The 17,783-nt window shown below is 41.6% G+C and carries 19 protein-coding genes and 1 riboswitch; of the genes, 9 read left to right on the top strand and 10 right to left on the bottom strand.

All coding sequences use genetic code 11. From position 1 onward, the window contains the following. Positions 1 to 199: hypothetical protein (locus A33Q_RS22245; protein WP_040490665.1), on the top strand; the 199-nt coding region annotated here is incomplete at its 5' end. Between the two features lie 71 nt (positions 200 to 270). On the opposite strand, the gene A33Q_RS22505 is transcribed toward A33Q_RS22245, so the two are convergent. Then, positions 271 to 402: a hypothetical protein gene (locus tag A33Q_RS22505; protein ID WP_262489365.1), complete on the bottom strand. Its 132-nt coding sequence runs from the start codon at positions 400 to 402 to the stop codon at positions 271 to 273. Positions 403 to 459: 57 nt separating this feature from the next. Between A33Q_RS22505 and A33Q_RS18035 the strand changes: the two genes are divergently transcribed. From A33Q_RS18035 to A33Q_RS18020, 5 genes are all read left to right on the top strand, one after another. Continuing rightward, complete coding sequence (locus tag A33Q_RS18035; RefSeq protein WP_009035096.1) at positions 460 to 1,710, top strand: hypothetical protein; 1,251 nt, start codon at positions 460 to 462, stop codon at positions 1,708 to 1,710. Between the two features lie 51 nt (positions 1,711 to 1,761). After that, entirely contained in the window at positions 1,762 to 2,340 is a 579-nt protein-coding gene (locus A33Q_RS18030; RefSeq protein ID WP_009035095.1) for a Crp/Fnr family transcriptional regulator, read from the top strand. A 63-nt stretch (positions 2,341 to 2,403) separates the two neighbouring features. Continuing rightward, entirely contained in the window at positions 2,404 to 3,360 is a 957-nt protein-coding gene (locus tag A33Q_RS18025; protein WP_084328507.1) for an alpha/beta fold hydrolase, read from the top strand. A gap of 260 nt (positions 3,361 to 3,620) precedes the next feature. Further along, entirely contained in the window at positions 3,621 to 3,854 is a 234-nt protein-coding gene (locus A33Q_RS22240; protein WP_051394889.1) for a DUF2683 family protein, read from the top strand. Further along, on the top strand, positions 3,851 to 4,054 hold the full coding sequence (locus A33Q_RS18020) for a Txe/YoeB family addiction module toxin (RefSeq protein WP_009035093.1): 204 nt from the start codon (positions 3,851 to 3,853) through the stop codon (positions 4,052 to 4,054). Before A33Q_RS22240 ends, A33Q_RS18020 begins: the two co-directional genes overlap by 4 nt. A 460-nt stretch (positions 4,055 to 4,514) precedes the next feature. Here A33Q_RS18020 and A33Q_RS18015 read toward each other — a convergent pair whose 3' ends face one another. From A33Q_RS18015 to A33Q_RS17975, 9 genes are all read right to left on the bottom strand, one after another. Beyond that, complete coding sequence (locus A33Q_RS18015) at positions 4,515 to 4,943, bottom strand: hypothetical protein (protein ID WP_009035092.1); 429 nt, start codon at positions 4,941 to 4,943, stop codon at positions 4,515 to 4,517. Between the two features lie 115 nt (positions 4,944 to 5,058). Next, positions 5,059 to 6,126, bottom strand: coding sequence for a HesA/MoeB/ThiF family protein (moeB, locus tag A33Q_RS18010; RefSeq protein WP_009035091.1), 1,068 nt, complete (start codon positions 6,124 to 6,126; stop codon positions 5,059 to 5,061). 13 nt (positions 6,127 to 6,139) lie between these two features. After that, complete coding sequence (gene thiH / locus A33Q_RS18005; protein WP_009035090.1) at positions 6,140 to 7,252, bottom strand: 2-iminoacetate synthase ThiH; 1,113 nt, start codon at positions 7,250 to 7,252, stop codon at positions 6,140 to 6,142. After that, on the bottom strand, positions 7,245 to 8,030 hold the full coding sequence (locus A33Q_RS18000; RefSeq protein WP_009035089.1) for a thiazole synthase: 786 nt from the start codon (positions 8,028 to 8,030) through the stop codon (positions 7,245 to 7,247). The genes thiH and A33Q_RS18000 overlap by 8 nt, the downstream gene beginning before the upstream one ends. 11 nt (positions 8,031 to 8,041) lie before the next feature. Continuing rightward, positions 8,042 to 9,283 carry a thiamine phosphate synthase gene (locus A33Q_RS21890; protein ID WP_009035088.1) on the bottom strand — a complete coding sequence of 414 codons (1,242 nt, stop codon included), beginning with the start codon at positions 9,281 to 9,283 and terminating at the stop codon, positions 8,042 to 8,044. After that, the gene (gene thiC / locus A33Q_RS17990; RefSeq protein ID WP_016255520.1) at positions 9,267 to 11,147 is read right to left on the bottom strand and encodes a phosphomethylpyrimidine synthase ThiC; all 1,881 of its coding nucleotides are present in this window, start codon (positions 11,145 to 11,147) and stop codon (positions 9,267 to 9,269) included. Before thiC ends, A33Q_RS21890 begins: the two co-directional genes overlap by 17 nt. A 12-nt stretch (positions 11,148 to 11,159) precedes the next feature. Further along, a complete protein-coding gene (gene thiS / locus A33Q_RS17985; protein WP_009035086.1) occupies positions 11,160 to 11,363 on the bottom strand; it encodes a sulfur carrier protein ThiS in 204 nt (67 codons plus the stop codon). 85 nt (positions 11,364 to 11,448) lie between these two features. After that, a riboswitch (TPP riboswitch) is annotated at positions 11,449 to 11,541 on the bottom strand. A gap of 15 nt (positions 11,542 to 11,556) precedes the next feature. Beyond that, positions 11,557 to 13,401, bottom strand: coding sequence for an alpha/beta hydrolase-fold protein (locus A33Q_RS17980; RefSeq protein ID WP_009035085.1), 1,845 nt, complete (start codon positions 13,399 to 13,401; stop codon positions 11,557 to 11,559). A gap of 363 nt (positions 13,402 to 13,764) precedes the next feature. Next, positions 13,765 to 13,941, bottom strand: coding sequence for a histone H1 (locus tag A33Q_RS17975; RefSeq protein ID WP_009035084.1), 177 nt, complete (start codon positions 13,939 to 13,941; stop codon positions 13,765 to 13,767). A gap of 301 nt (positions 13,942 to 14,242) precedes the next feature. On the opposite strand from A33Q_RS17975, the gene A33Q_RS17965 reads away from it, so the two are divergent. The 3 genes from A33Q_RS17965 to A33Q_RS17955 all read left to right on the top strand — a co-directional run bounded on the left by A33Q_RS17965 (position 14,243) and on the right by A33Q_RS17955 (position 17,780). Further along, the gene (locus tag A33Q_RS17965) at positions 14,243 to 15,577 is read left to right on the top strand and encodes a hypothetical protein (RefSeq protein WP_009035082.1); all 1,335 of its coding nucleotides are present in this window, start codon (positions 14,243 to 14,245) and stop codon (positions 15,575 to 15,577) included. 35 nt (positions 15,578 to 15,612) lie between these two features. After that, complete coding sequence (locus A33Q_RS17960) at positions 15,613 to 16,239, top strand: YdeI/OmpD-associated family protein (RefSeq protein WP_009035081.1); 627 nt, start codon at positions 15,613 to 15,615, stop codon at positions 16,237 to 16,239. A gap of 95 nt (positions 16,240 to 16,334) precedes the next feature. Continuing rightward, positions 16,335 to 17,780, top strand: coding sequence for a M48 family metalloprotease (locus A33Q_RS17955; RefSeq protein ID WP_009035080.1), 1,446 nt, complete (start codon positions 16,335 to 16,337; stop codon positions 17,778 to 17,780). The last annotated feature ends 3 nt before the right edge of the window (positions 17,781 to 17,783 follow it).

Below are 17,783 nucleotides of genomic sequence, written 5' to 3'. Positions count from 1 at the left end.
CATTAATTTATCAGAAGTGGCCAGACCATTTAACCTACAAGCAGAACTGATGCTTGGATTTAAAGGGAATTACTTCAAAAAACTGGAAATCCTCAATGCCTCAACTTTTGGATTTACCTATCAATTCAATTCTCCCCTTTTGGCAGAAAATGTAGAGATGGTAAAACCCATTCATTTAACCTGGAGGTTTTTGTTTTAAAATCCCTACCTATCAGTAAGTTGTGGCATATTTAGAAAAAGTCAGGAGTAGGGATAATTGAAAATGGTCTTTTATTCCCCGCTCCTCAGGCTTTTTACCGGATTCATCAAAGCTGCTTTTGTCGCTTGATAGCCAACACTTACCAAAGCAATAATTATGGCTGAAAATCCTGATATCAGGAGCATTGGTATAGTAATATGCATATAAAAAATATAGTTATATTAGAAGATTCTCCATCGCTGGTAAAAATAATTTTGCACATGAATAAGCTTTCCTTTTTGATTACTGCCATTAAAACATACATTGGGCTTTACGTACTGATTTACATATTCCCTTTTCCTCTCCACCACTTTCCTTATGGAAGTATGTATATTACCCAACCTATAGATAAGGTCAAAGGAAGTCTAAATTTGTTTGTAGGTAAGTATATTCTAGGTTTTGAGCATCTCGAATATGTACCAATGAATGGCAGTGGTGATACGACTTTGGATTATATTTCTATCCTGAGCTATGCCCTACTGGCCATTTTGATATTGATTCCAATATTGATCCTTGTTCGAAACCGGTTTAAACTCAACCTATTTTACAAGTTTATCCTTGTTTACATGAGATATTTTGTAGGCTTGACCCTGATTTCCTACGGAGTGATCAAATTCCTTCTAGGACAGTTTCCAGGCCCTAGTTACCTTGCCTTGGAAAGTTCTTATGGAGACTTTTCACCAATGGGACTGGCCTGGAGATTTTTCGGTTATTCAGACCTTTACAAGGCATTTATGGGTATTTCTGAAATTCTCGCCGGTGTATTGTTGCTTTTTAGGACAACCCAATTGCTGGGAGCCTTGATAGCTATCGCTGTTACAACAAATATTTTTATAGTCAATTTATCCTTTGATGTGCCTGTCAAGCTTTTTTCGGGACATCTTTTGTTCTTTTCCATCTTGATAGCCCTACCTTATCTCAGGGCTTTGATAGATTTTTTCCTTCTGCACAAAGCTTCAATGGTCAGTACAATTAAATATCCACTTTATAATAAAAAGAGAAAATTCGCCTATTGGGGTGCCAAAGTATATTTTGTTGGAATTGTACCGTTAGGGATGTTGATAGGACACATCCAAAGTCAGGAGTTCCGGACCTACCCTAACGAGTGGGAAGGTGTCTATGAAATAACAGAATACCAACTTGCAGAAAATGAAGCGAGTGGAAGATTTTCAAAATGGGAGAAAATCATTATACAAGGAAAATCAATTATCTGTGTTAACACAAATAGAGATAGAGAATTTTACAGCATTGATAATATTTGGAATGAGGGAGAGCTTAATTTTCTGTCCCAGCATGATCAGGAACAACCTTTTACCCTTAAAATAAATGAACTCGAAAGCGGTGCATATTCAATGGCATTTGAATTAGGCGAAAGATATGCTACATTTTTGACCAGAAGAAAACTCAAAGAAGATTATTTATTGATGAACAGAGGCTTCCATTGGGTCAATGAATTGCCTTTCAACAGATAAAATTTAAGAAATTTGATTTAGGCATGAAAATTACAAAAGGTTTGAAAATCAATGAGTTATATCCCTCCTTTATTCGAAAAGCTGAACAGCATATCAAAACTTTCCAAAGGAAGTTTTGAAGCGCTGAACTCTTGTTTTGAACCCAAATCTTTTCCTAAAGGCAGTAACCTTCTTGTTCCTGGAGAAATTCAGAAAGAGTTATACTTTATACAAAAAGGGGTACAAATGGCATTTTTTGAAAACAGCCAAAAGTTGCATGTCATGGCCTTCACCTATCCACCGGATTTTTGCGCCATTCCTGATTCTTTCCTTTTGCAGAAACCATCAAAATACAGCCTTACTTGCCTGAGTGATAGTGAAGTATTGGCACTCAGCCATAAAGACTTGCAAGGGCTTTTTTTGGAATATAGGGATATCGAAACACTTTTTAGAAAAATGACAGAATTGATTTTAGCAGGCGTTTTGGACAGGCAACTGGAGATGCAGTCCGAGAATATGCAAGAGCGTTTTCGATCTTTTTGTGCCCGCAGTCCGCATCTTTTGCAGCTGGCACCTCAAAAATACCTGGCTTCCTATTTGGGCATAGATCCCACTAATTTCAGCAAACTCATCAATTCCATTAAAATTTAGAAATTGGTTTAGACCAAGATTTTTTTCCCCATCTGACAGGATATTGCATGCAATTCATAAATCATGCATATCAATCTATTGGTCATTTTACTCACGCTAAGCATAAATATGATGACGGCTACAGCACAACATCCATGGTTGGATAAAACCGAATATCCATTTACTCTCCGCCAATTCCAGGTCAATGGACATCAAATGAATTACATCGATGAAGGAGCGGGTGAGATCATTCTTTTCGTTCATGGCACCCCTTCTTGGAGTTTTGATTTCAGAAAAGTAATCAAAGGGCTGCAACAGGAAAACAGGTGTATGGCCATAGACCATATTGGTTTTGGGCTATCGGACAAGCCAAAAGATTATGATTATAGCACTCAAAATCATTCCCATACGCTGGAGCAATTTATTCTCAAAAAAGACTTACAAAATATCACCTTAGTACTGCATGACTTTGGTGGCCCAATAGGAATGGCCTTTGCATTAAAATATCCGGAAAGGGTAAAGGGTCTCATAATTATGAATTCTTGGCTTTGGAGCTCCAAGGGAGAACCTGAATACGAAAAATTTGCCAAAATTCTGAGAAGTCCCCTACTCCCTTTTCTGTACAGAAGACTTAATTTTTCCCCAAGATTTATTCTGCCCAAATCATTTGGGCCGAAAAATAAGCCGGAATCAAAAATCCTGAAACATTACAGAAAATCCTTTTCCAAAGCATCTGAAAGAAACGGGGCCTTAGCTTTTGCCAAGTCATTATTAAATGATCAGGACTGGTTCGAATCCATGTGGCAGCAAAAAGAAAAACTGCAAGACATACCGGTCCTGTTCATTTGGGGCATGGCAGATCCCATAATCACTCCTACCAATCTTAAAAAATTCCAAGAAGGCTTTCCTGATGCAGATGTATATCAGCTTGAGGCTTCAGGACATTTCCCGCAGGAAGAAGAGCCTGAAAAGGTGGTGAAAGCAATTCAACGTTTTTTAAAAGATGAGAACCAAGTCTTAAATTCTCCTGATCGATTCTAAGGAGGTTACCGGAATTGGCGAGTAGCCTGTATAAAAAGTCGTGCATTCTGTATCTAGCCACAGGCTAAATTTCACCTTGATGGGAATATCTCAATGCAAAAAGGCTCAACTTTTTAAGTTCAGAGAAGGTTATTATATTTGAAAAGCTTATTTGTCTATGGGCGAATTCCTAAAAAAACTAAGGTAAAATACGGCGTTTTGGTAAATGTTTAGGGTTATAGCCTAAATAGTTTAAAGTTTCAACTACCTATTTTAGCACAATTCAATACTATCTAAATGAACAACACCATTATCATCATACCGAAACAAGAGAACAAGAAGATGCCTTGAAAGCTTTTGCTAAGGCCCTTAAAATCAAGTTTGAGGTTGCTAAAGAAAGCCCATATAATCCTGAGTTCATAGCCAAAATTCAAGAAAGTAAGGAACAGCACAAAAAAGGGGACTTTATTAGTATCGAGAAAAAGGATATAAAAACCTTTTTGGAATTAGAATGACTTACCGTTTAGATTTTACCAAACGTGCACTGGAAGATATTGCCTTTCACAAAAAATCAGGTAATAAACCTCTTTTGAACAAATTAGCGATACTTCTAGAAGAACTAACCGAACATCTTTTTTCAGGTACTGGAAAACCGGAACCGCTAAAGCATGGCCTATCAGGTCTTTGGTCACGTAGGATAAACAAGGAACACTGACTTGTTTACGAAGTGTTGGAATCTGCCGTCGTAGTGCTTAACGCTAAGGACCACTATTCATAAAGGATTTATTAGAAATCCGAGTTATACCTAGCTGTACAGTTCAATCCAGTTTTCATCCTGACCAAAGGGGTTAAGTCTTTAGTGGTGCTCAGTTGGTAACCTTACTGTCTTTTATGAGGCTTTTAGCATTTGATCTGATTATGAAGGGGAGTCACTCCCGACTACTGGAAAGGTTCAAAAAATAATGAGATGGGGACAAGCGTAAGGCCTAGCCTCAGTGATTTTGATAGTTATCAGGATTAACGAGTAGCTTGAATGCAGGGTGGGCATTCTTCGTCTTGCGCTAACGCCAAATATCAGCTAGAAGTGCAGGAATTGAAAAATTAGCCGAATAGGTCAAATAAATTTTAAAAATTTAACAAACCTCAAATTACTTATCGAATCTCAAATTCCTCTACTAAGAACAAGTGTCCTTTATGAATGTACTTCCCCCTTTGCTTACTAAACCTCTGGGAAGAACCGGAATAAGATGAAGGTTACATTCTGATAAAGTTTCTATGTAATATTTATAGGTAGCCATAACTTCCAAATCATTTATGTTTAAAGTATCCTTATCAATATACCAGAGACCTATTTTGTCGATAATTTTTTCGTTTTTCAAGTCTTTAAAATATACAGTATCAGCTGTGAAATTTAAATCAACTCCCTCCAAATATAAGTTGTACATTTCTAAACCCCTTATTTGTTGTTCAGCGTCTAAACTTTGAAAGTTTTTTGAATTGATGACAATTTCAAAGGTTATAAACCTTTCAATAATCCACCTTCCCTCCAGGATTGGATTTATTAATAAAGTGAAAAATAGTATAGAATTTAATAAAATATTCATTTCTAAGTTTTTGATGATATTGTTTGCAAAAACGACTACTGAAACTAAGAAAATAAAAATTACAATCCTAAATCACCCTAAGAAATTTGCTTGCGCATCATAAACGATGAATACTTCAACCCTCCAAAAACTCCTCCGGTACCTGACTCAGTCCGCCAATCAGGCTATACACGTCTTGTAAAAAATGTCTGCTCAGGAAGCTTGCCGCTGATTGACTTCTGATACCACTTTGGCAACATACGAGCAAAGGCTTGTCTTTAGGTATCTCGTCCAATCTATCCGCCAATTCTTGGAGTGGAATATTGATTCCTCCCATATTGTAGCGCTGAAATTCTGCTTCCTCTCTGACATCCACTATTGCTATGCCCTCAGAATCTGCTTCTAGCATGGCCAGGTAAGTACTGTGGTTGATTTCCTGATATTCCAAGGGTGCTTGATGGATTATAGGAGTCCCCTTCTTTTTCTTTTTCGGGATATCAAATACCAAATTTGAATTGCTCAAAGTATCCAAGACCAGCAACTTGCCGGACAAGGTCTGCCCTATGCCACAAATTACTTTGATGGCTTCATTGGCCATATACATGCCAATCAGACCCGGCAAGATTCCGATCACCCCTATTTCGGAGCAGTTGGGCACTTCATCGGCTGGCGGTGGTTCGGGGAATAAATCCCTGTATTCTGGGCCATCCTGATAATTGAACACGGAGACCTGCCCCTCAAACTTCAGAATAGATCCAAAAATCAAGGGAATTCCTAATGCCACACAGGTATCATTGACCAGGTACCTAGTGCTGAAATTATCAGAACCATCAATGACCAGATCATAACCTTCAAACAGCGCTTTGGCATTCGACTCCCCTAGCCTGACACAGTGGGGAACTGTCTTCACATAAGGATTGATGACATCAATCCTTTCCGCAGCTGTACTGGCCTTATTTTTCCCGATATCTCCGGCATGGTAAAGAATCTGCCTGTGAAGATTGCTCAGGGATACCTGATCATCGTCGATAATTCCCAAATGCCCTACCCCGGCAGCTGCCAAATATTGTAAAATGGGACAGCCCAAGCCTCCCGCTCCTACGACCAAGACTTTGGCCTGATTCAGCTTCTTCTGACCTGCGGGGCCAAATTCAGGCAGCATAGTCTGGCGGATGTATCTTTTGCTCTCTTCCTGATTTTCCATAGATTTTCAATTATTAACTGAGGGCGACATCCCAATCTTTCCATACGGGTTCATAGCCTTGGGCTTTGATCATTTGGGCAATTTGGGCCGGACTGCGCTCATCATCAATTTCAAATTGCTCCAAAGCCTGAGGTTCCACAGCATAACCACCTGGGTTGGTCTTAGAGCCTGCGCTCATGGAAGTGATCCCAAGTTTGAGGACATTGTTCCTGAATACCTCAGATTCCCTGGTAGAGAGCGAAAGCTCCACTTCTTCATTGAAAATCCGGTAAGCGCAGATCAATTGTACCAATTCACGGTCACTCATGTTGACTTTTGGTTCCAATCCACCGGAGAATGGCCTCAACCTTGGAAAGGAAATGCTGTACTTGCTTTTCCAATATTGCTTTTCCAAATAAGACAAATGCAAGGCGGTGAAAAAAGAATCCGTCCTCCAGTCCTCCAAGCCAATCAAGACCCCAAGACCCATTTTATGGATCCCTGCTCTCCCCAACCTATCCGGTGTGCCCAATCTGTAGTTAAAATTTGATTTTTTCCCCTTGGGATGATGAATTTTATAATCTTCCCGATGGTAGGTTTCCTGATAGACCAAGACAGCATGCAGCCCCCTGGGAATCAAAGCTTCATATTCATCCTGATCCAATGGTTGCACCTCCATGGACACATTGGAAAAATGCGGCATGACCAAATCCAAAGCCTTTTTGAAGTAATCCACATGCACGGTATGGTTGGCCTCCCCCGTCACCAAAAGCACATGGTCATAGCCCATCTCTTTGATCGCGGCCACCTCCCTTAGGATTTCCTTTTCGGACAAAGTTTTTCTCCTGACTTTGTTGTCAAAGCTAAATCCACAGTAAGTACAGATATTATTGCACTCGTTGGACAAGTACAAGGGGACATACAGTTGGATGACTTTACCAAATCGCTTTTGACTGATCGCATGGCTCATCTGTGCCATTCGCTCCAGATAGGGTTCAGCCGCAGGAGAGATTAGTGCCTTGAAATCCTCCAAGCTCCTCTTGCCCGCAGACAAAGCCCGCTCCACATCAGCAGCTGTTTTGGCATATATGCTCTGCTTCACCTCTTCCCAAGAGTAAGTATCAAATAGCGCTTTGAATTCAGTCATACAAAAAAGAGGTTAGGGGACTACTGGCATGTGCGCTAGAATACTGGGGGGCTAACTTGGCTTCATGGGCCATCCTACCAGCAATTACCGCCAATTTAAAAGCTTCTCCCATGGCAATCGGATCTGGAGAAACAGCAATGGCTGTATTGACCAAAACAGCATCGGCTCCCATTTCCATGGCCTTGGCAGCATCGGAAGGTGCGCCGATTCCTGCATCTACGATGACAGGAACATTGCTTTGCTCTATGATGATCTCCAGAAAATCCATGGTTTTTAGGCCTTTGTTGCTCCCTATTGGAGAGCCCAAAGGCATGACAGCTGCAGTGCCTGCATCTTCCAGTCTTTTGCATAAGACCGGATCGGCATGGATATAGGGCATCACTACGAAGCCCAGCTTTGCCAAAGCTTCTGTAGCCTGTAGCGTCTCGATGGGATCCGGCATCAGGTACTTGGGGTCTGGATGAATCTCCAATTTGATCAAGTTGGTACCCAAAGCTTCCCGGGCCAATTGTGCGGCAAATATGGCTTCCTTGGCATTTCTGACTCCAGAGGTGTTGGGGAGCAGCTTGATGTGTGGATGCCGAAGCTTGTCCAGCAGGTCATCCTGCTCGTGATTTCTCACATCAACACGCTTTAATGCCACCGTCACCAACTCAGATCCTGATGCCAGAATAGATTGTTCCATCATTTCTGTGGAGCTGAATTTGCCTGTACCCGTGAAGAGCCTTGAACTGAATTCAACCCCTCCTATTTTTAGTTTCTTGATGTCTTGTTGCATACTTGTTCTATTTATTTTGCTAGCTGTAGCATTTGATAGATCTCTTCTACTTTGCTTTCCATATCAGTGGCATGGTTGATGTCACCTGAGATAGCCACTCCATGTACACCTAGGTCCAGCAAGGCGGGCACATCCGAACTTAGGATACCTCCAACAGCGATTACCGGAATATGAATTCCCAGGCTGTTCATGGCATTCAGGATACTGGCATAGCCTTCCAAACCCAGTATGGGACTGAGTTTTTCCTTGGTACGGGTAAACCTAAAAGGGCCAATTCCTATGTAATCTGGCTTGGCTTTGGCATGCATGATCACCTGATCTATGGTATTGGCTGTGGCTCCGATGATTTTATCAGGCCCCAGAATTTGCCTGGCTGCTGCCACAGACATGTCATTCAATCCGACATGCACCCCATCTGCATTCACTTCTTTGGCCACATTTACGTAATCATTGATGATCAATTGTGCCTGATGCTCAGCGCACAGTTGCCTTGCTACCTTGGCAATGTCCAACACCTCCTGCTCCTGCAGATTTTTCACTCTCAGCTGTACCCATTTACAACCCGCCTCTAACGCATGCAGGATGGACTCTAGGTGGGAATGGAAGGGTGGCTCTTGAGAGATATAGTGGAGTTTGTTTATTTCCTTTTTCATAAGCGCTTGAAGGATTTTTGGCCTTTCTTTTTCGGTCTGATTCCAAATCGCCCCCAAAACAGCTGCACCGTCAAAACCCATGGCTTTGATCTGATAGAGATTTTTCAATTCCACACCTCCAAGAGCCATTACCTTGGGAGAACCAACAGGCTTCACATGCCTAAAACCTTTTTCCAAACTACTGCTATATCCCTTCTTGGAAATGCTGTCAAACACAGGGCTGAAAAAGACATAATCGAAATGGGCCAGACTGGAAAGCAAACCTAAATCATGAATTGAAGTGCTGATTTTCATCCCTTTTTCTTTCAATCCAAGGAGTTCATCTTTTGCAGTATTTTTCCTTTTCCACTCGGTAAAGTGAAGCCTCTTGATCCCGAAATCTTCCGCCAGATCATGGTGCTGATGGATGGACACCCTGTTGCAATATTTGCTATCGATCTGAGCAAGCAACTTGCGGAAAGCAACTCGATCCAAGTCAGGCTTTCTCAAATGGAAAAGCTCCATACCTGCCTCAAACAGCTTTTGGATGACATCGGCTTCATTTGAGACAGGTGCAGGAGATGAAATGACGATCAGCTCCAGATCAGAGGTAGATTTCACTGCCTTTCTCTTTAAACTCCCTGGCCTTTTCCTCAAGGCCTTTATCGAGGGCTTCCTTTTCCTCCAGGTCGTTTTCAGCTGCGTATTTCCTCACGTCCTGGGTGATTTTCATAGAGCAGAAATTTGGTCCGCACATGGAGCAGAAGTGAGCGATTTTGGCCCCTTCGGCTGGCAAAGTTTCATCATGGAATGACTTCGCGGTATCGGGATCAAGGGAAAGATTGAACTGGTCTTCCCACCTGAACTCAAATCGTGCCTTGCTCAAGGCATTGTCTCTGTATTGAGCTCCGGGATGTCCTTTGGCCAAGTCAGCGGCATGGGCTGCGATTTTGTAGGTAATGACCCCATCTTTCACATCTTTTTTGTTGGGTAGCCCCAGGTGTTCCTTGGGAGTAACATAGCAAAGCATCGCCGTACCATACCAGCCGATCATCGCTGCGCCGATGGCAGAAGTGATGTGATCATAGCCTGGAGCGATATCTGTAGTCAAAGGGCCCAATGTATAGAAAGGTGCTTCCCCACAATTTGCAAGCTGCTTGTCCATATTTTCCTTGATCAGGTGCATAGGCACATGCCCTGGCCCTTCGATGATCGTCTGAACATCATGCTTCCAAGCGATTTTGGTCAGTTCTCCCAAGGTCTCCAATTCTCCAAACTGGGCGGCATCATTGGCATCTGCTATACTTCCCGGTCTCAATCCATCTCCCAGAGAAAAAGTCACATTATAAGCCTTCATGATCTCACAAATCTCTTCAAAATGGGTATAAAGGAAGTTCTCTTTATGATGTGCCAAGCACCACTTGGCCATGATAGAACCCCCACGGGAAACTATTCCTGTCACCCTTTTGGCAGTGAGGGGAATGTACCTGAGCAAAACACCCGCATGTATGGTGAAGTAATCCACCCCCTGCTCTGCTTGCTCAATCAAGGTATCTCTGAACAACTCCCAAGTCAGGTCCTCGGCTTTTCCGTTTACCTTTTCCAATGCCTGATAGATCGGAACAGTACCGATCGGAACCGGGGAATTTCTAATCACCCACTCCCTGGTTTCGTGGATGTTTTTCCCTGTAGAAAGGTCCATAATCGTATCCGCTCCCCATCTACAGGCCCATACTGCCTTTTCTACTTCTTCCTCAATATTAGAGCTGACTGCCGAATTGCCTATGTTAGCATTGATTTTTACCAGAAAATTCCTCCCAATGATCATCGGTTCCACCTCGGGATGGTTGATATTGGCGGGAATGACTGCCCTTCCCATAGCAACTTCCTGACGGACAAATTCCGGAGTGATCAAGCCCTTTGGCGTATTGGCTCCGAAGCTATGGCCTTTGTGTTGGTGCAATAAAGCCTGATTGGCAGCATCCTTTTTGCCCATTTCAGCTATACGCTGATTCTCTCTGATGGCGACAAACTCCATCTCTGGAGTGATTATGCCCTGCTTGGCATAGTGCATCTGTGAGACATTTTTGCCTGGCAAGGCACGTAATGGCTTATTGATGTTTGGAAAGCGAATGGAATCGAGCGAACTGTCCTGCTTCCTTTGCTGACCGTATTCGGAGCTGATTTCATCGAGATAGGCCACATCTTTCCGGTCCAGGATCCATTTTTCGAAATTCCTTGGCAGTCCTTTTTCAAGATCTACCTGATAAGAAGGGTCGGTATATGGGCCACTGGTGTCATACACCGTCACTGCTGGGTTTTGACTGACAGCTGCGCCTTTGTAATGGATTTTGGTATCATGAAGAGCAATTTCACGCATAGGGACTTTGATGGCATGGATCTCTCCATCTAAGTAGACCTTTTGAGAAGCGGGAAATGGACTGGTGGTGATGATTTGGTTCTGTGGTGTTTTTTCTTTTTTCATGCTGCTGTGGTTTTATCCTCCTTGAGTTGCTTTGATCAGGATGACTTGATCCCCGGAACTGATGAAAGTCTCGTCCCAATTTTCCTTGGGAACCACAGTTTGATTCACTGCCACGGCAATTCCGGCGGCATTGATCTGGATATGGTTTTGAAATAACTGGGAAATTGAGCAGGAGCCCGAAATCTGAAGAGGTTCATTGTTTACGGTAATATCCATCCTTGAGTAAATTTTGGTAAATAAATCACTTCAGGAATGGCCCGCAGAAACGGATCAAAAAACGAAAACACAGCCTTGGAAAGGCATGCATTATTTCACTTTTCCCTTCGGCAGTACTAACTGCATCAGGTTCGTAGGGTATGATCTCAGTCCGAAAAGGACACCCCTAAAGTTTCCCCAAACCTATATAAAACTATTTAGAAATGCAATCCATGTTCTTTTTGTCCCATTTCCAACCTTCATATTTTGAAAGTCCAGGTGTTTTCCCGGTAAATAGCTTACCTGCTTTCTCGTCCCCTTTTAGCTGCCACTTGTACCAATGTGTGGCCACCCTGGCATAGTCTCCTCCGTGGGGCTGGGCATAAGTACCTCCATGGCCTACGTCCAGATTACCGACAAAAACAGGGACATGGTTGATGCGATCAAAATCGTCCATTCCATTTCGATAGGCAATATCTGATTCCCCACCCAAAAGATACAGTGTGGGTACTTTGATATTTCCAAGCTGCTCTTTGCTCACTTGTGGCATGCCTGGCATCCCTGCACCTGGATTGGGCAATACCCCACTGTTGAACACTCCTACCGTGGAAATTCTGGGATCGTCTGCCACTTCAAGTGTTTGGAGACCTCCGCAGGACATGCCGCTCACTGCAATTTTTTCGGTATCCAGCTTTTGATAATAAGGGCTTTTCGGGTCACTGTTTTGAGCAATCGCCCAGTCAATCGCATCCAAAAGCTTGTGTGACTGAGAGCGAACATCTGTTTGCTTAGGCATATTCCCAATAGCCACTACCAAAAATCCATGAGAAGCCACTTCATTGAGAAAGTTGACGTGCTCGAAGGGCGAATCGAAACAAGCACCATTTCCCCAGGCAATGATAGGGAGCTTGTTTTTTTGACCAAACTTACCCATATCCTGTGGCTTAAAAACAGTATGGGTTGGCAATGAAGCTTCTGTCACCATGATAGCAGTGAAGTCACCCGTTCCACCGTCCTCTATGATTTCAGAAAGTGTACTTTGGAACACCAGGTTTTTGGTAAAAAAAGGAAGTGCCTTGGTCTGAATTCTTTCTGCGATACGGTTGAGGTGATCCCCTTCATAGCTTTCGTATACATGGGGAATTTCATAAGCCTCCAAAATGCCATGAAGTGTTTTTGTAGCTTCACTGATCCCTCTGTCCTGTAGACCTGCATCAATCGCAATTGCTTTTAGTCTTTTAAGATGAAAGACATATTGGTCAACGAAATTAAGCGTTCGGTTAGCAATGATTTTGTTGATCACTTCCTGTCTTGCTTCTCCATTTTTAGCAGGAAGATCCAGGTAAAATGGTGGGTTTTGAGGATTGGGTGCAAATGCCGCAGAAGTGGCCAAAGTAGCGATCTCAAAGAAATTGGCACCATCCAGGTCCTCAACGGTAAAGTTTTCCAACTTGGCCATAAGCGCTTCTTCAGTGCTGGCTCCGCCATCCATACAACAAGGACTCATGGCATAAATGGAGGAAAATACATCAGGGTATTTCATTCCCAGTCGCAAAGTACCATATCCTCCCATGGAATGTCCGGCAAGTCCCCTACTCTCTTTCTTGGCAATCGTCCGATAATTGTCATCTATGTGACTGACCAATTCTTTGGTGACAAATGTTTCCCAATCGCCTATGGTCACTGAACTGGCATACATACTTCCCTTAAACCGGTTATATGCATTGGGCATCACTACAATCATTTCTTTGGAAAGTCCCTCGGCTAGGGATTCCTCAATTACAGTTTGGAGGTTGATCCAATGATCCTCCCATCCAAACCATTGGGCGTCGGTGTCTGTAAAACCGTGAAGCATATACAGGACAGGATACCGGCTTTCTGGATTGGAATTGTAAGAAGGTGGTAAGTATACCGTTACATCACGCTCGGCAGGGTCTCCAATTAAATTCCCCTCAAGTGCTGTACTGTGGATTTGAATACGTTCTTTGGTTCCTTTTTGGGCAAATACGGAGTAATAAGCCAGACAAATCAATAGGCTTGATAAAAAAAACTTTTTCATAGGTTATAGCGCTTAGGTTTGTGTAGAGATTATATTGTCTCAATATGTGAAAATAGGAAACAGAAATACAAACTCCTAAAAAATCGATTATTAAACTAAACCCAAAAGACATTTTTAAAAAATCAAATATCTAAGTACCTTAAATCACCGTTAATAAAATCAATAGGTATTCAGATTAATTTTACTTCAATCTCATTTAAATTTATCATACTGATCTCCAATGTTTTATAATGTTTGATATTTCAACCAATGAGTTGGTGATTGACAGTAGACCTCTTGATGGTAATGCTTATTTCTTTGAAATTGTCAAGAATTAAAAAAAACTCCCCAAAAATGGGGAGCTCTATGCTGTAAAAAGGGCACTTATTTTTTGGAAGCTTCCAAAGACTCTTTTCTGAATTCCTTCATTAGCTTAGTCAATTCTAAAGTTGCTTTACGCGCTCTAGTTCCGGCAGCTTTGTTTCCTTTTTCGGCCTGTAATGCTGCATCAGACTTGAATGATTCAAACTCAGCATTGATTTTTTCAATTAGACTTTTCATATACGTTGTGTTTTATGTTAAAAGATAAAATTAATAATTAATGGCAATACAACTAATAGAATTTAAGCAAACTATATACCGTAAAGCCTTTTTTTTCAATTTTAAAAAGAAAACCAAAAGTTTTCAGGGACTTAATTAAAGCTTTTAATGAGATCAAAAAAAGGAAATCAGAAAAAAGTTGTGAATATTTTTTACAATTCACTAAATAATAATCAATTATACCAAAAACACTAATTAAATTACTTAGACCCTTTTCAATAATGAATGATTTATAAATGCTTTGACGCAAAACAAAATAATCATGGAAATTGAAGAACATGAATTGAAGCCAATTCCAAGACAGATTACTTGTAATGGCGAAAAAGATGAGATTTACCTTACCATAGAAATTGGTAATGGGCAGGTTGGAAGCAATAAAGTCCTTGTAGAAAGTGAGGTTTTAGCCAAGGGAAATCTATCAGAATCCACTTATGTAGCTAGTTTGGATAAATTGAAAGGCAAAGTTTTAGAAGTTCATACCAATATTCTTGATGTCAACGCCTTCACCAATATGTGTGTCCTCACTACCACCTTTTTTGACCAAGACCACAAAGTGCTTTTTTCAAAAATTGATAAAGGGGAAGTCCCCGAAGGTGGACTTGCAATCTTCAAAGCGAAATATGCATTTGGCCTTCTGGTTTCTCTCCTGATTATATTAAGTCCCTTGAGCATAAGCAATGCCCAAAGTAGTTCAGAGAGTATTGAATTCAATGAACTGGCCACGCCAACTTCGCCTGGTTTTATACTCTTGGACAAAACACCAGCTACCATTGAAAAGCCAACAACTCCACAAGGTTTCGGCTTGAGCATAGCAGGTTTCTTCCAAGGTTCCGGTGGAGCCATTGAGTTTGCCCCATTTTGGTTGCTCAGTCATCCCAAGCTGACTGCCGAAAAAATGTACCGCAATAGATTCCCAATCCTTTACAATCTTTCAGTTTCAGTAGCTACAATCAATACGGACGTCACTACTTTTCTGGCAGGAGGTCTGAGGACCCGATTGCTTCAAATCCACTCAAAAAACAGGGTGGAGAAACTCGACTCCGTCAGGCTTGAATTGGAAACTCTCCTTATCGACCCAATGGATAATTTAGAAGCCATCAAAGTATTGCGAGACTTGTATGTAAGTATAATCAATGAAGACATAGAACTCCCGATTTTCACCATAGAACTAGCTGCAGCCATGGGTGCAAGCTCCCTTACCAATTCCTTTAGTGATTTGGGAATAAACAGGAGGGCAGCTTGGCTGTCATTCAATTACAGGCCTGGTGGGGATGATTTTTACATGACAGTCTTGACCCGTTACATCAAAAATGAGCGTTTCCAGGAGTATAATGACAACATTGATCTTTTCGATATAGGCGCAAGGGCAAACTATGACATATCAAATTTTTGTATTTCCCTGGAATACATCCAACGATTGAATTTTACAGAAAGCCTATACGCTGACAACCGCCTGGCCTTGATCGGAAGTTATAGGATTTCAGATTCCCTTTTTTTGACTTCGACTTTTGGTAAAAACTTTACAGATTTCAACAACATCATTGCGCTAGCTGGTGTAAATTTCGGATTTTCCAAAAACAAGTTGAAAGCATATTGATAAAACCCTTACATAACCCGCAAAATCAAAAACTTATGAAATTGAACCCTAAAGTTGACAAATACCTTGTTGATGGCTGTATGCGTTGCAAATACGGAGGAACCCCTCAGTGCAAAGTACTCCCCTGGGTCAAGGAACTGGAAATGCTCAGACAGATCGTTTTGGAGACAGGACTTGCAGAAGAAATCAAATGGGGTGTTCCGGTTTACACAATGAACGGTAAAAATATTGTTACTGTGAATGCCTTGAAGGATTCCGCTAACATAGGTTTTTTTAAGGGAGCATTACTCAAAGACGATCACCAAATATTAGAGCAACAAGGGAATATTCAAGAAGCTAGGCTGATCAGGTTTTCTGACAAGACTAAAATCGAAAACTTAAAGGATATTTTGAAAGCTTATATTTTGGAAGCCATAGCTATAGAAAATAGCGGTAAGAAAGTAGAAACTGTCAAAAATCCGGAACCCCTTCCTGAAGAATTGCTTAATGCTTTCAAAGAGGATCCTTCCTTTGAAAAAGCATTTTTCTCTTTAACTCAGGGAAGGCAAAGAGGATATATCATCCATTTCACACAAGCTAAGCAGGTAAAAACAAGAATCTCACGAATAGAAAAGTACAAACAGAAGATCAAAGGTGGTATAGGACTGCATGACAGGTATTAGACAAGCATTATATTTGGACACATTATTGCTATCAAAAATCTGAAATCAGTTACACCCAATGCATCACCCAATAATTCTGATAAATACTTAAGCTAATGAAAAAACTCCTTACGTTCCTGCTTACTGGTTTTGTAATAAGTACTTTGCTGTTCAGTGGTTGCGCCCGTAACCCTGTCACTGGAAAAAGACAACTTGTATTCATGTCAGAGGCCCAGGAAATTGCCATGGGCAGGGAATCAGATCCACAGATTGTGGCTTTTTTCGGACTTTATGAAGATCCTCAACTCCAAAAGTTCATCACAGAAAAAGGCCTGGAAATGGCTGCCATTTCACATAGGCCCCACTTAGACTATGAATTTAAGATTGTCGACTCCCCAGTGATCAATGCCTTTGCAGTTCCTGGAGGATATGTTTACTTCACCAGAGGTATTATGGCGCATTTCAACAATGAGGCCGAATTTGCCGGAGTATTGGGTCACGAAATCGGTCACATCACTGCTAGACACTCTGTAATCCAACAGCGCAATCAAATACTTGGACAGTTGGGAATGATCGCAGGGGTTATCCTTGTGCCGGAATTGGGGCAATTTGTGGAGCCGCTTTCTCAGGGCATGCAATTGGCATTGTTGAGCTTCGGAAGAGATGCTGAAAGGCAGTCTGACAAGCTCGGAGTAGAATATTCTTCCAGAATAGGCTATGATGCAACAGAAATGGCCGGTTTTTTCCGGACATTGGAAAGGCAACAAGCCAAATCAGGAGGAGGAGATATTCCTGATTTTCTTTCTACCCACCCTTCTCCCTCAGAAAGAAATGTAACTGTAGCCAGAATGGCGGGTGAATGGCAGGAAAAATTAAAAATGACCAATGCGGAAGTAAGCCGAAACAGCTATCTGCAAAAAATAGATGGTATTGTTCTAGGAGAAGATCCAAATCAAGGGTTTTTGGAAAATGATGTTTTTTATCACCCTGTTTTGAAATTTTCATTCCAGGTTCCTAAAGACTGGAGCTTCCAGAATACACCACAACAAGTTCAAATGGCTCCCAAAAGCGGTGATGCCTTGATGATGCTCTCTCTGGCATCAGGCAATTCTCTTCAGGAAGCAACAAACAAAATTCTGGAGCAATACAAGCTTGAAAAGGTTGAATCTAAAGAAGAAAGAATTAACGGCTTACCCGCAATGATTACTGTTGCGGACCAAAAACAGGAACAGGGTACAGTGCGCGTCATTTCTACCATGATCCAATTCGATGGGAATATTTACAATACCATGGGAATCGCAGAAATATCCAAGTTCCCCAATTATCTCCCCGAGTTCCAACGCAGCATGAGAGACTTCAGGGAACTGAAAGATGCAGATAAACTTAACAGAAAACCGGAAGTTGTCAGGATCAAAACCACGCCAAGAGATATGACGCTTCAGGAAGCCTTGCAGCATTTTTCCATACCACAAAACAGGTTTGAAGAACTTGCGATCTTAAATGGAATGGACCTGGATGATCAACTTGAGCAGGGAAAACTGATCAAAGTGGTTGGGAAATGAACT

The organism is Indibacter alkaliphilus LW1, from assembly GCF_000295935.2.
Classification (GTDB): Bacteria; Bacteroidota; Bacteroidia; order Cytophagales; family Cyclobacteriaceae; genus Indibacter; species Indibacter alkaliphilus.
The sequence above is the reverse complement of the archived record's forward strand: the minus strand, read 5'-3'. Positions and strand labels throughout refer to the sequence as shown.